Consider the following 13999-nt stretch of genomic DNA (forward strand, 5'->3'; position numbering starts at 1 on the left):
TGGAGCGAGACATGTCGAAGTCGATCAGCACGGCGGCGCTTGAGCCCAGCGCCGTCGCGGATGCGCACGCCCAATCGGACGACGCGCTGTTCCGCAAAATCGCGTGGCGCATCATTCCGTTTCTGTTCCTGTGCTACGTCGTGTCGTTTCTGGACCGCATCAACATCGGCTTCGCGCAATTGCAGATGAAGCACGATCTCGGCTTCTCCGATGCAATGTACGGCCTCGGCGCCGCCGTGTTTTATGTCGGCTACGTGCTTTTCGAAGTGCCGAGCAATCTGCTGCTCGCGAAGTTCGGCGCGCGCCGCACGTTCACGCGGATCATGCTGCTGTGGGGCGCGGCGTCGGTCGGAATGATGTTCGTATCGACGCCCGGCCATTTCTATCTGCTGCGCTTTCTGCTCGGCGTGTTCGAAGCGGGTTTCTTTCCGGGCATCGTGCTTTATCTGACGTACTGGTTTCCGGCGAAACGGCGGGCGGGCGTGATGTCGGTGTTCTTCGCGGGCGTGGCCGTCGCGGGCGTGTTCGGCGGACTCGTGTCCGGCTGGATCATGCGCGACATGGCCGGCGTGATGGGCCTGCACGGCTGGCAGTGGATGTTCGCGATCGAGGGCGCGCCCGCGGTGCTGCTCGGTCTTATCGCGTTGCGCCTGCTGGTGGACACGCCGCGCGATGCGCAATGGCTCACGCAAACGGAGCAGGATCGGCTCACGGCACTCTGCGCGACCGGCCATCACGAGAAGCACGATAACAGCGGCATGCTCGATGCGCTGCGCAATCCGCGCGTCTATCTCTTCGCGTTCATCTATTTCTCGCTGACGTGCGCGTCGCTGACGCTGAGCTTCTGGATGCCGCTGATGATCCGCGACTTCGGCATCACCGATGTCATGTCGGTCAGCCTCTACACCGTCGTGCCGAACGCGATCGGCGCGGTGGGTCTGATTCTGATCGCGCGCCATTCGGATCGCGTCGCCGAGCGGCGCAAGCACTTCGCGTGCTGCACGATCGGCGGCGGCATCGCGCTCGCGGCCCTCACGCTGCATTTTCCGAGCTTCCCGCTGATGCTCGCGATTCTCTCGCTCGCCGCGACGCTGATTTTCGCCGCGCTGCCGATCTTCTGGGCCGTGCCCGCCAGCCATCTGCCGGGCAAGAGCGCGGCGGCGGGCATCGCTTTCATCAGCAGTATCGGCATCACGAGCGGGATCGTGAGTCCGTGGGTGATCGGCCAGATCCGCACCTCGACGGGCAGCATGGATCTCGCCGTGCATCTGCTTTCGTTGCTGCTCTTCGCGAGCGGCGCCGCGCTGTTTTTCGGGCTGCGGCGCGGCAAGTGAGCGTCAGGCCGCAGCCGCGGCCATCGCCTTGAAGTTTTCCGGCGTCGCGAAGGCGAGATATTCGGCCTGCATGTCGGGTGTGAGGAATTCGAGCATCGTCGAGTTCTCGATCCAGAATTCGATGACGTGGAAGAAGTTGTCGCCGCGCGTGCAGCGCACCGCGCGCCAGCCTTCGCGTTCGCCGATCGCGATGACTTCCTCTGCGTTCAGCTTCGTCGCGATGGCCATGTGGAACGCGCTGTACTGCGGGCGCTTCACCGTGTCCGCGCCATAGCTGACGCTTTCCTCGTGACCGCCGCCCGGCGTGATGACCTGATCGCTCGGATAGACCTCGATGATGCTGCCGCGATCGTCGCCGGCGACCGCCATCCACGCGCCGGGAAAGGGCGAGAAGGGCGCGGCGAAGCCATCCCACAGTTCGGCGAGCACTTGCGCGACGTGTTTCGGATCGTGGGCGGGAATGGAGGCGTGGAAGATCATTGCGATGGACTCCGGTGGACGTGGGGCGGATTGCGCGGCGATTGCAGAGCCGCGCGGTGGAATGTCGATTCGCAGTGCTATGGTGTGCCGGGATTCTTCCAGAGTCTATTGTTATGAGTGTTTTCAAACGCGTCAGGACTCAGCGCTTATCCGACAAACGCCGAACTTGTTATTAAGCCGCCGCAACAGAGCGCCAATCGCTACGCCGACGCAAACGCGCCGATATCCGCCGTCAGCCGCGCCGCGTCGCTCAGAAAGATGCCGTGCGGCGCGCCTTCATAGACGACGAGCCGCGCGTTCGGAATCAGGCGCGCCGTGCGCTGCGAAGTCAGTTCGAGCGGATTCGATTCGTCGCGATTGCCTTGCACGATGAGCGTCGGGACGTCGATGTCGCGCAACTCGTTGCGGAAATCGCCGCGATTGACGGTTTCGTTGCACGCGAAAAGCGCCTGATGCGACGTGCGCAATGCCATTTCCCGAATCCAGTCGATCATGGCCTGCGACGCGCCCGGCCCGGCGAAGGGACGCGCGTTGTCGGCCAGCCATTGCGGATAGTCCGTCGTCAAGTCGTGCAGGAAGGCATCGTTGTAGTCGCGGTCGATGCCGTCGGGATTGTCCGGCGTCTTCGCGAGCATCGGCAAGGTCGAAGCGATCAACGCGAGGCGCGCAACGCGCGTGCTGCCGTGACGCGTCAGATAGCGCACGGCTTCGGCGCCGCCCATCGAATACCCGACGAGCGTCACGTCCGACAGATCGAGCGCATCGATGAGTGCGGCGAGATCGTCCGCAAGCGTGTCGTAGTCGTAGCCGCCGCCCGGATCGCTCGATCGTCCGTGGCCGCGCCGGTCGTAGATGACGCAGCGAAAGCCCTGTCGCGCGAGCGACAGCATTTGATAGGCCCACATGTCGCCTGGCAGCGAATAGCTCGGAACGAAGACGATCGTCCTGCCGTTGCCCGGCGTGCCTTGCGGATGCCAGTCGCGATAGAACAATTCGACGCCGTCTGCGGTCGCGATAAAACCTGGGCGTGAGTGCTTTGCAGGCATTTCCGTCTCCTCGTCGATGAACAGTGTGAGTGCATCGTCGCAGGAGAAAGTGAGCCGGACAATTACGCCAGAGGTAATAGGCCGTGTGCAAAAAAACGCCGCCCGGGGAGGCGGCGAGAGCGTCCGCTTGTGGGCTCGTTAGTCGAGTGCGGACGCTTGAGGAGACAGGGCGAATGAACTCAGTATGGCAAAGCGCCGCGCCGCACACAATCGCCGATTCGAATCACTGCATTTCAGCATGACCTGAAGATAGTTCGATATGCAGATTAAACGATCCGGCATTGCTATTTTCGGATTTATCTCGTGCTTTACGGTATTCCTATGAACCTTGATTCATATAAACTCAGCACGCGTTTCAAACACCGTTCTATTGCAGTCATTCATGTACTCCGATTCATTCGCACCTCCGCTCTCTTTGTCCGATCCGGACCACGCGCTGGCCGTCGCGCTCGACATTCGCCGCTCGGGCGACTGGCTCGCGCTCGAACGTTTCTGCGTCGAAGCACTGGAACGATTCCCGAGAGACTACGAGCTTCGCTGGCAACTGAGTCATTGCTATTGGCTGCGTCACGACAGCGTATCGGCGGAAGCGATCATGCGCGAGGCCGCGCGGCATCATCCGGACAATGGTCACGTGACCGGCGCAATCGCCATGTACCTCAACGAGCAGTCGCGCTACGGCGAAGCGGAAGCGATGTACCGTCTGGCGCTCTCGCAGACGCCCGATGCGGCCTGGCTCGCCGTCGATCTCGCCGACCTCGAATTGCGGCGCGGCGCGTGGCGCAGCGGCTGGATGCGCTTCGATCGCCGCACATCGCAACAGGGCGACAACGGCGTCGTCGCGCGCATGGAGCGGCTCGCGCCGGGCTGGCGCGGGCAGCCGCTCGACGGCAAGCGCGTCGTGGTTTACAGCGAACTCGGCCTCGGCGACGACATTCAATTCGTGCGGTACTTTCCGCAATTCGCGGAGGGCGTGCGAAGAAACGGCGGCGCGGCGCTATTGGCGGTGCGTTCGGCGCTGTATCCGCTGGTGCGGCGGTTCGTGCCGGACTGCGTGCAGATCGAAGCGCACGACTTCGGCACGGTGGATTACACCGTCGGCATGATGAGCCTGCCTGTCTGGATCGGTCTGCTGCCGCATCACGTCGATGGCCGCGCGTATCTTCACGCCGCGCCTGAGCGCATCGACGCGTGGCGGCGCGAACTCGCATCGGACGGCACCCATGCGTTGCGCGTCGGTCTCGTGTGGGCGGGCAGCCCGACGCATCGTCGCGACGCCCAGCGCAGCATTCCCGTCGAAGCGCTCGCGCCGCTCTGGAGCCTGCCGAACGTCACGTTCCATCCCGTTGCGCCGGGCCGCGAAGACGATATTGCCGCAATGCGTTCGGCGGGCGCGCGTATCGCCGGCGTGCCCGACTATCGCGAGCAGTTTCATGATTCCGCCGCGTTCGTCAGCGCGCTGGATGTGCTCGTGACCATCGACAGTTCGCCGCTGCATCTCGCCGGCGCGCTCGGCAAGCCGGTGCTGGCGATGATCGATCGCGCGTCGCATTGGTGTTGGGGTGAAGACGAGACGCAGCCGTGGTACGACTCGGTGCGGCTCATTCGTCAGCGCGAACCGGGCGATTGGGCCCCGGTTATCAGGCGCGTCGCCGCGGCGGTGTCGGGGCGGCTCATCGGACGAGCGGCGCCGGAAGATCAGCAGGCGTCCGCGCCCGTCAGTCTCGGGTAGCCGGGCTGGCTCGAGTCGATCGTCGTCACGCAGGCACCCTCGTTGAGATCGAGCGGGCTGTCGATGTCGCGCTTCGAGCCGTCCTTCATCTGCACGCTGTAGCGGTAGATTTTCGCGGTCTGTTCCGGGGCCTTCTGGAACAGGTTCGTCAGGTCGAAGCTCAGGCCTGCGCCGCCGCCCACGCCGTTCCATCCATTGCCGCCGATGCCGCCGCCGCCCACGCCGACGGTCGGTCCGGAAGAAGAAGCCGTGTTCGTCGACACAGTCGTCAAATACTGTTTGCCGACAATGCGGCCGGTCGCGAGCGTGCCGTCAGCCGGCAGCGGCGCCGATGCGCCCGGTCCCGATGCGCACGCCGCGAGCACGGCACATGCGATGGCCGCGAAGCCAGCTCGCGCAACGCGTTGAATTGTTTTTTGATCCGAGTTCATTCCAGCCTCTTGCTTCCATTGCCCTCGATGCGAGCGCACGAGTCTTGTGGAATCGGCCGCTAGCGCCGGCGTGGCGGGAACGTGGCGCAGAAATACGCCGCCTTCGAAAGGGCGGCGTTCGTCGACGATTCGTTCCGGAGCTTGCAAGCCGGCGCGCTTCGCGAGGGACGCGAATGCGCGGCGGGAATGTTGACTGATCGTGTTTCGCGATTGAACCAGATTGCTCCGATTACTCGCACGGCAAACGGTCCCGCGATTCACCCCTTCAATAGATACGCGACGATCGCATCGCACACGCGCCCGAACATCTGCGTGCCGGTGACGGTCGTGCAGCCTCGCGCGCGGGCGGCCTCGATGAAAGGCGTGACCGGCGGCTTGGTCACGACATCGCCGACGAAGGTCGTCGGTGGCAGGCGGGAGACGTCGATCGGCAGCGGGTCGCCCGGACGCATGCCCGCCGGCGACGCATTCACGATGAGATCGTAGGTTTCGGCAGCCGAATCGTCGGCGACGCTCACCGCGCCGCGCCCCAGCGCAGCGAGGCGCGAGGCGAGGGCGCCGGTGCGAGCGGCGTCGAAATCGCGGATCGCGAGCGAGGCCACGCCCGCATTGACGAGCGCGTGGCCGATCGCCGAACCCGCGCCGCCCGCACCGATCAGCAGCGCGCGTTTGCCCTTCGGGTCGCAGCCCGCATCTCTCAACGCCGCCACCATGCCGATGCCGTCCGACGCGCCGCCGTGCCAGGTGCCGTCGGCATTGCGCTTCAGCATGTTGACCGCGCCGAGGAACGCGCCTTCATCGGTCAGCGAACGGCAGTATTCGGTCGCGCTGAACTTGTGCGGGACGGTGACGATCACGCCGTCGCAATTGCGCAGCGGCGCGATGCCCGCGAAAAACGCGCCGAGATCTTCGGGCGCGACGTGCGCCGGAATCACGATTGCATCGCGTCCCGCCGCACGCAGCGCCGCTGTTACGCCGGAAGGCGAGCGTACCTGCGCGATCGGATCGCCGACGATGAAATAGACGCGCGTCGCGCCGCTCAAGCCCGCATCGAGCGATGCGGAAAAAGAAGTGTCCTGCGCCATGCCTCGATTGCCTCCTGATCCGTGATCGGAAAATAGTGTGACCGCACTCGCTGAATGCTAGTTGAAAATGGAATGCTATTCAACAAAATTGCTACTTGAAGGAAGGCAACTAACGGTCTTCCCGAGCCGCGACCACCAAAAAACGCCGGCAGAAAGACGGCTGCCAACGCGCATTCAGAGAACGTTCGGCTCGTGCGCGCCGGGACTTACGCCAGCCGCTGCCAGCGCTTCGTGAAGTGTGTCGTACACGTTCGATGCGCCGAGCGCGGGCGTCAGTCCGTGCCGGTCCATGTCGCTGCGCAGGAAGCGGTTCACGCGTCCGAATATCACGACGACGCCGCGTGCGCGCAGCGTTTCGACAAGTTCGCCGATGGTGCGGGCCGCCGAATAATCGAGGTCCGTGATCGCGCCGGCATCGACGACAAAATGGCGCAACTCGTCCGGCGCCGTATCGACGAGATTCGTCACTTCCGACGCAAAAAAGTGATCGTTCGCATAGAACAGATCTGCGCCGAAGCGATAGACGATCAGGTGCGGCGCGGTCATCGCGGCGGGCTTCGTCGGCTCGTACTGCCACGGTTTGCCGGGCGCGACGGGCGTGAGCACCATCGTGTGCGGATGATAGCTGTGGCGCACGTGCCGCAGCAGCGATAACGCCACCGCGAGCAGAATGCCGTGCTCGACGCCCACCATGACCACCGCAGCCGCCGTGATGAGCGCGAGCGCGAACTCGCCGGGGCTTTCCGCGCGAATGTCCTTCAGGCTTTGCACGTTGATCAGCCCGATCGCGATCGTGAACACGATGCCCGCCAGCACGCAATGCGGCAGATAGCGCAGATAGCCGCTCAAGAAGAGCAGCACGACGGCGACGACTGCCGCGAACACGAGCTGTCCGAACTGGCTGCGCGTGCCGGCGCGGTCGGCCATCGCGGTCTGCGTCGGACTGCCGTTGACGACGAACGTGCCGCTCACGGCCGCCGCCGCGTTCGCCGCGGCCAGACCGAGGATGTCGCTGTTGGTATCGACGTCCTCGCGATACTGCTGCGCGAAGACCCGCGCCGCGGCGGCGCTCTGCGCGATGATCATCACGAAGCACGACAGCGCGACCGGCACGAGGTCGAGCGATTGCTGCCAGGTGATGTCGGGAAAACGGATCGCGGGCAGGCCGCCATCGACCGGACCGAGCACCGAGATGCCGTGCGCGGCGAAATCGAACGCCTTGCTCGCGGCGATGCTGCCGATTACCGCGATGAGCGGCATCGGCAGGCGCGGCGCGAAACGCTTGCAGCCGAGAATCGCGACGACCACGGCCAGCGCGAGCACGAGCGTCGGTCCGTGCGCGTGCACGAGATGACCGAGCACGTAAGCAAGCTGGGCCAGACTGCGCGAGGACGGATACGGCACCGTCATGCCGAAGAGATCGCCGAGCATCGCGATCGACACCTGTACGCCGACGCCCGCGAGAAAACCGGTGAGCACCGTGCGCGACAGGAAATCGGCGAGAAAGCCGAGTTTGAAAAGCCGCGCGACGAGGAGCAGCGCGGCCGTCTGCAACGCGACCATGCCCGCCAGCGCGACGTATTGCGGGCTGCCCATCGCGGCCATCGACGAAACCTTGCTCGCGAAGATCGTCGCGGTCGCCGAATCGGCCGCGACGACCAGATGCCGCGACGCCCCGAACAGCGCAAACGCGATGAGCGGCAGGAACGCGGTGTAGAGGCCCGTCACCGCGGGCATGCCGGCGATGCGCGCATAGCCGAGCACTTGCGGAATGTCCATCGATGCGAGCGAGATGCCCGCGAGCGCGTCGCGCCACGCGGCGGCGCGGCTGATCGGCAGGATGCCTTTGAGCAGTGTCGTTTTTTGCATGCTGGCACCGTGTTCCTGAAGAGGCGATCGTGCCCCAAGGAACAGGCGGTGCCAAGACCCGCTTCATCTATCGATAGAACGCCACGGTTTGCCGCAATCCGTCGATCAGTGGCGTTTTCGGAACGCCGGGCAGCGATCGGGCGAGCGCGGGATCGTCGGGAAAGGATGTCGCGATGGGCAACGGCGCGCCTGCTGCGTCGATGCGCGCGCCGGGCGCGATGCGCTCGAGCGTCGAGACCACGCTTTGCATCGGCGTGATGTCGCCTGCGAGCGTGAACGCGTGCGCGCCGTCGAACGCGGTCACGAGCGCGAGTTCGTAGGCGGCGGCGACGTCATCGGCGTAGACGAGGCCGGTCGCGCCCGTGAAGGGAATCGTGTACGGCTCGCCGCGCGCGGCCGCACGGCACGCGAGACTCGGACCCGCGCTCGAACCGGTCTCGCGTCCGGCGCCGTACACGACGAGCGGCCGGAATCCGATGCTCGCGATTCCATGATCGTGCCAGTACGCCCGCGCCGAGCCTTCGCACGCGAGTTTGAACGCGCCGTAGTGCGTCAGCGGAAAGGGCGTCGCGCCATCGTCGGGGCCGAAGACGCCCGCGCTGCTCGCGTAAAGCACCGAGCGCAAATTGCACGCGATGGCCGCATCGAACACGTTCAGCGTGCCGATCAGATCGATGCGCGCGCCGCGCACAGGATCGGCGGCGCACGCGGGCGTAAGCACGCCCGCGAGATGTACGACGGCATCGCAGCCGTCGAGCGCGTTCGCCACATCGCGCGCCTCGCCGATATCCCCGATCCGCCATTGCACGTCACCGGCGCGTTCGGGCGCGAGCGCGTACAGAAGGCGCGCGTCCTCGCGGACATCGAATGCGCGCACATCCATGCCGCGCGCGAGCAGCCGCCGCATGACCCACGCTGCCAGAAAGCCGCTTCCGCCTGTAACCAGCACTCGCATACCGTTTCTCCATCGTCTCAAAAAGAACTTGGCTTACGTCGCGTTTCTGGAATAGCATTCCAATATCAAAGAGAGTTCTACAGGAAGCGCGCACATGGCGGAGACACTGGACAAACTGGAACAGAACGAGACCTTCGATGTAATCGTGGTCGGCGCGGGCGGCGCGGGCATGTCGGCGGCGCTGGTCGCGGCGGTCGATGGCGCGCGGGTGCTGCTCGTCGAGAGCACCGAATACGTCGGCGGAACGACCGCGTACTCGGCGGGCACGACGTGGATTCCCGCGTCGAAGCACGCGGCGAGCGTCAATCGCGACGATTCGTCCGCGAATGCCGAAGGCTTTCTGAATCGCGCGGTCGGCGAGCGCAGCAGCGCCGCGATGCGCCGCGCGTTCCTCGACGCCGGCCCGAAGGCCGTCGCGCACATCGAAGCGAACTCCGATGTCAAATATCGCGCGCGGCCGTTCCATCCGGACTATCTGTCGGAAATCGAAGGCTCGACCTTGCGAGGCCGCGCGCTGGAGCCGCTGCCGTTCGACGGCCGCAAGCTCGGCCGCGCGTTCTCGCTGATTCGTCCGCCGATTCCCGAATTCACCGTGCTCGGCGGCATGATGGTCGACCGCGACGACGTCGGGCATCTTTTGAACATGACGAAGTCGTTGGCATCGTTCAGGCACGCGGCGAAACTGCTCGCGCGTCATGCACGCGACCGCATGAGCTCGCCGCGCGGCACGCGTCTCGTGATGGGCAACGCGCTGATCGGGCGTCTGCTTTACTCGCTGCTTCAGCGCGGCGTGACCGTGCTGACGAGCACGAAGGTGGAGGCTTTGCACGCGGGCACGAATGGCATCGAAGCCGTGACGCTGAGCCAGATCAACGAGCGTCGGCGCGTCAACGTGAAGGGCGGCGTGATTCTCGCGAGCGGCGGATTCAATCGTCATCCGATGCGGCGCGCCGAGATGCTGCCGGGCGCCGATGCGGCGTGGTGTCCCGGCGCGCCCGGCCACAGCGGCAACGCGCAGGATCTCGCGCTCGCGGCGGGCGCGCGCTTCGGCGTTGGCGGGCTGTCGAACGCGTTCTGGGCGCCGGTCTCCGTGCGCAAGCGCGCCGACGGTACGACCGCCGTGTTTCCGCACTTCATCATGGATCGCGGCAAGCCCGGCATGATGACCGTCGACAAGTCCGGCAGGCGGTTTCTCAACGAAAACACGTCGTATCACCTGTTCGGGATTGCGATGCAGACGGCGAACAAGACGACGCCCGCCGTGCCCGCCTATCTCGTCACGGACTCCGAAGGATTGCGCAAGTACGGCCTTGGCATGGTGCGTCCGGGCGGCAAGGGACTCGCGCCGTTTCTCGCCGATGGCTATCTCGTCGAAGGCAAGACGCTCGACGAACTGGCGGACAAGCTCGATATCGACAAGGCCGGTCTCGCCGATAGCGTCGCGCGCATGAATCGCTACGCGCAAACCGGCGTCGACGCGGATTTCCAGCGCGGCACGACCGATTATCAGAACGCCAACGGCGACGCCAACTGGACCGGCCCGAACAAGTGCCTCGGTCCGATCGGCCAGGCGCCGTTCTATGCGGTGCGGCTCTATCCGGGCGATATCGGCGCGGCGACCGGCCTCGTTATCGATACCGACGCGCGCGTGCTCGACCGCGACGACCGGCCGATCGTCGGCCTCTATGCCTGCGGCAACGATGCGCAATCGGTGATGGGCGGCGTGTATCCCGGCCCCGGCATCACGCTCGGACCCGGTCTCGCGTTCGGCTACCTCGCGGCGCGCCACGCGACGTCGCGCGCGAAGCAACCGAAGCAGGACGAAGCGCTCGATCTTCCGGTCGATCTTTCAATGCACGCGCACGCCAAATGAAGCTCGAACCGATTCTCGAATGCGACGTGCTCGTGCTCGGCTCCGGCGCGGGCGGCTTGTCGACCGCGGTCACGGCGGCCACGCGCGGCCTGTCCGTGCTCGTCTGCGAGAAGGAAGACGTGTTCGGCGGCACGACCGCGTGGTCGGGCGGCTGGATGTGGATTCCGCGCAATCCGCTCGCGACGCGCGCGGGCATCGTCGAGGATGAAAGCGCGCCGCGCACGTATCTGAAGAGCGAACTCGGCGCGCATTTCGATGCCGCGAAAGCCGATGCGCTCATCGAGCACGGTCCGCGCATGATCGAATTCTTCGAGCGCAATACGTCGATGCGTTTCATCGACGGCAACCGCATCCCCGATTTCCACACGACGCAAGGCGCGGCGACGGGCGGCCGCTCGGTCTGCGCGATGCCGTTCGACGGACGCGAGCTCGGCCCGCTCATCGACAAGCTGCGTCCGCCGCTCGCCGAAGTAACGATCAAGGGCATGGCGATCGCGTCGGGACAAGACCTCGCGCACTTCCTGAACGCGACGCGCAGCGCGAAGTCGGCGTGGCACGTCGCGAAGCGTTTCGCCACGTTTGCGTGGCACATGCTGCGTTATCGGCGCTCGATGCATCTGGTGAACGGCAATGCGCTCGTCGCGCGGCTGCTCAAGTCGGCGGCGGATCGCGGCGTCGATCTGCGCACGCGGGCGAAGGCGGTATCGCTGACGCGCGAGGCGAATCGCGTGACGGGCGCGCGCGTCGAGATCGATGGCGTCATGCACGACGTGCGCGCGCGGCGCGGCGTCGTGCTCGCGTGCGGCGGTTATCCGCACGACGCGAAGCGGCAGACCGAAACGTTTCCCGTGATGCCGCACTGGTCCGCCGCGCCCAAGAGCAATACCGGCGATGGCATTCGCCTGGGCGAAGCGGCGGGCGCGCATTTCGACGCGTCGCTCGAAGCGCCCGCCGCGTGGGCGCCGGTGTCGCTCGTGCCGAAATCCACGGGACGCGAAGTCGCGTTTCCGCATCTGATCGAGCGCGCGAAGCCGGGTCTGATCGCCGTCACGCGCGCGGGCAGGCGCTTCACGAACGAGGCGTCGTCGTATTACGACTTCATCTCCGCGCTCATCGGCACGACGTCGCCGGGCGAAGAGACGTGCGCGTGGCTCGTCTGCGATCACCGGTTTCAGCGCCGATACGGCCTCGGTTTCGCGAAGCCGTTTCCGTTTCCGCTGCGGCCTTACGAACGCTCGGGATATCTCAAGTCCGCGCCGACGCTCGAAGCGCTGGCGCAGCAATGCGGCATCGATGTGCGCGGCCTCGCCGATACGGTCGCCACGTACAACGGCTACGCGAAAGACGGCTTCGATCCGCAGTTCCACAAAGGCTCGACGCCGTATAACCGCGTTCAGGGCGATGCATCGCACAAGCCGAATCCGTGTCTCGCGCCGATCGTCGATGGGCCTTTTCACGCGGTGAAGATCGTGCCGGGCAGCCTCGGCACGTTCGCGGGTTTATCGACGGATGCGCGCTCGCGTGTTCTCGACGACATGCGCGCGCCGATTCCCGGCCTCTACGCGGTCGGCAACGACGCCGCGAGCATGATGGGCGGCCACTATCCCGCAGGCGGCATCACGCTCGGCCCAGCGATGACCTTCGGCTATCTCGCGGGCCTCGAACTGGCCGAACCGGCGCGCGAGGACAGCATCACGAATCTCTCCAACTTCAATCAGGCAAGGACTCTGCAATGACTCTGTACGACACGGTCACGTTGACGGTGAAGATCGGCGCGAACGCGCAGGTCTTCGAAAACATCAAGGCAAGCGGCGATGCGTCCGGCTCGAAGCTGCTCGGCTGCTGGTATTCGGATATCGGCGCGCTCGGCAAGGTCATGGTGCTGCGCGGCTTCGAATCCGAAGCGGCGCTGATCGGGGAACGCCGGCGCTTGCTGCTCGAAGGCAATCCGTTCGGCTGCGGCGAGTTCATCGCCGATGTCGAAATGAACAGCTACGCGCTTTTTCCCTTCCTGCCGCCGATCGAGCCGGCCGTGCACGGCGGCATCTACGAGATGCGCGTCTACGGCACGAAGCTCGCGAGCCTGCAACACACGATCGACGCATGGCAGAACGCCGTGCCCGAGCGCACGAAACGCTCGCCGCTCATCGGCGCGATGTACGCGCTCGACGGCACCGTGCCGCGCTTTCTCAACATCTGGCCGTACAAGAGCGTGGACGAGCGCTCGCGGATTCGCGCGGAAGCCGTGAAGGACGGCATCTGGCCGCCGAAGGGCGGACCGGCGCATCTGACGACGATGGAATCGACCATCTACGTGCCCGCGCCGTTCTCGCCGCTGCGCTAACCGGAGATTGTCGATGTCACGACGCAAGCTATCTCTGTCCGCGCTGACGATCCTCGAACTGACGCCGCCGCAGATGGTCGAGTGCGCCGCGCAGGCGGGCTACGACTTCGTCGGCCTGCGCCTCGTGCCCGCGACCGATACGGAAGTGCGCCACGAGATCGTCGGCGCGACGCCGCTGAAACGCGAGACGCTCGCGGCTTTGCGCGATACCGGCATCGGCGTGCTGGATGCCGAAATCCTGCGCCTCAAGCCCGACACGAACGTCGCCGATTACGAACCGATGCTCGCAACCGCCGCCGAGCTGGGCGCGCGCTACGTGCTCGTCGCGGGCAACGATCCTGACGAGGTCCGCACGGCCGAGCGGCTCGCCGCGCTGTGCGATCTCGCGAAGCCGTATGGCCTGTCGCCGTCGCTCGAACCGATGCCCTGGACCGACGCGAAAGACATCGTGCAGGGCGCGCGCATTGTGAAAGCGGCGCAGCGCGCGAATACGGGCCTCATCGTCGATCCGATCCATTTCGACCGCACGGGATCGTCGACGCGAACGCTGCGCGAATTGCCGCGCGAATGGTTCGGTTACGTGCAGTTCTGCGACGCGCCCGCCGAGCGCCCGAGCGATCTCGAAACGTTGCTGTATCAGGCGCGCGCCGAGCGGATGATTCCGGGCGAGGGCGGCCTCGATCTCGCGGGCATTTTGCGCGCGTTGCCCGACGATCTTCCGCTCTCGCTCGAAGTGCCGATGAACGAATGGGCGAAATCGGCGAGCGCGCTCACGCGTGCGAAACGTCTGCGCGAGGCGACGATTGCATGGCTGGAGGAAACATACGCCGGTTGAATTCCGAGGTGGAAT

The 13999-nt window shown here is 65.5% G+C and carries 12 protein-coding genes; 6 read left to right on the forward strand and 6 right to left on the reverse strand.

The features are described from left to right. The first annotated feature begins 11 nt into the window (after positions 1-11). Positions 12-1334: an MFS transporter gene (locus NCT05_RS18980; RefSeq protein ID WP_250502934.1), complete on the forward strand. Its 1323-nt coding sequence runs from the start codon at positions 12-14 to the stop codon at positions 1332-1334. A 3-nt stretch (positions 1335-1337) separates the two neighbouring features. Here NCT05_RS18980 and NCT05_RS18985 read toward each other — a convergent pair whose 3' ends face one another. Both NCT05_RS18985 and NCT05_RS18990 read right to left on the reverse strand, forming a co-directional pair. After that, positions 1338-1814, reverse strand: coding sequence for a hypothetical protein (locus NCT05_RS18985; RefSeq protein ID WP_175979286.1), 477 nt, complete (start codon positions 1812-1814; stop codon positions 1338-1340). A 200-nt stretch (positions 1815-2014) separates the two neighbouring features. Further along, positions 2015-2860 carry an alpha/beta fold hydrolase gene (locus NCT05_RS18990; protein WP_250502935.1) on the reverse strand — a complete coding sequence of 282 codons (846 nt, stop codon included), beginning with the start codon at positions 2858-2860 and terminating at the stop codon, positions 2015-2017. 382 nt (positions 2861-3242) lie between these two features. On the opposite strand from NCT05_RS18990, the gene NCT05_RS18995 reads away from it, so the two are divergent. Further along, on the forward strand, positions 3243-4592 hold the full coding sequence (locus NCT05_RS18995) for a hypothetical protein (protein ID WP_250502936.1): 1350 nt from the start codon (positions 3243-3245) through the stop codon (positions 4590-4592). Here NCT05_RS18995 and NCT05_RS19000 read toward each other — a convergent pair. The 4 genes from NCT05_RS19000 to NCT05_RS19015 all read right to left on the reverse strand — a co-directional run bounded on the left by NCT05_RS19000 (position 4559) and on the right by NCT05_RS19015 (position 8932). Then, positions 4559-5023: a hypothetical protein gene (locus NCT05_RS19000; protein ID WP_250440563.1), complete on the reverse strand. Its 465-nt coding sequence runs from the start codon at positions 5021-5023 to the stop codon at positions 4559-4561. The genes NCT05_RS18995 and NCT05_RS19000 overlap by 34 nt on opposite strands. A 257-nt stretch (positions 5024-5280) precedes the next feature. Further along, entirely contained in the window at positions 5281-6108 is an 828-nt protein-coding gene (locus tag NCT05_RS19005) for a shikimate dehydrogenase family protein (RefSeq protein ID WP_250502937.1), read from the reverse strand. A 174-nt stretch (positions 6109-6282) separates the two neighbouring features. Continuing rightward, positions 6283-7977: a SulP family inorganic anion transporter gene (locus tag NCT05_RS19010; RefSeq protein ID WP_250502938.1), complete on the reverse strand. Its 1695-nt coding sequence runs from the start codon at positions 7975-7977 to the stop codon at positions 6283-6285. Between the two features lie 67 nt (positions 7978-8044). Beyond that, positions 8045-8932, reverse strand: coding sequence for an NAD-dependent epimerase/dehydratase family protein (locus NCT05_RS19015; RefSeq protein WP_250502939.1), 888 nt, complete (start codon positions 8930-8932; stop codon positions 8045-8047). A gap of 94 nt (positions 8933-9026) precedes the next feature. On the opposite strand from NCT05_RS19015, the gene NCT05_RS19020 reads away from it, so the two are divergent. From NCT05_RS19020 to NCT05_RS19035, 4 genes are read left to right on the forward strand one after another with little or no spacing between them, the layout of a single operon-like run. Then, positions 9027-10805, forward strand: coding sequence for an FAD-dependent oxidoreductase (locus tag NCT05_RS19020; RefSeq protein WP_250502940.1), 1779 nt, complete (start codon positions 9027-9029; stop codon positions 10803-10805). Then, positions 10802-12541, forward strand: a complete 1740-nt coding sequence (locus NCT05_RS19025; RefSeq protein WP_250502941.1) for an FAD-dependent oxidoreductase — start codon at positions 10802-10804, stop codon at positions 12539-12541. Before NCT05_RS19020 ends, NCT05_RS19025 begins: the two co-directional genes overlap by 4 nt. Next, positions 12538-13149 (forward strand): NIPSNAP family protein, encoded by a 612-nt coding sequence (locus tag NCT05_RS19030; protein ID WP_250502942.1) that lies wholly within the window; start codon positions 12538-12540, stop codon positions 13147-13149. Before NCT05_RS19025 ends, NCT05_RS19030 begins: the two co-directional genes overlap by 4 nt. A 13-nt stretch (positions 13150-13162) precedes the next feature. Continuing rightward, a complete protein-coding gene (locus NCT05_RS19035) occupies positions 13163-13984 on the forward strand; it encodes a sugar phosphate isomerase/epimerase family protein (RefSeq protein ID WP_250456726.1) in 822 nt (273 codons plus the stop codon). The last annotated feature ends 15 nt before the right edge of the window (positions 13985-13999 follow it).

Source organism: Caballeronia sp. AZ7_KS35 (genome assembly GCF_023631045.1).
Classification (GTDB): domain Bacteria; phylum Pseudomonadota; class Gammaproteobacteria; order Burkholderiales; family Burkholderiaceae; genus Caballeronia; species Caballeronia zhejiangensis.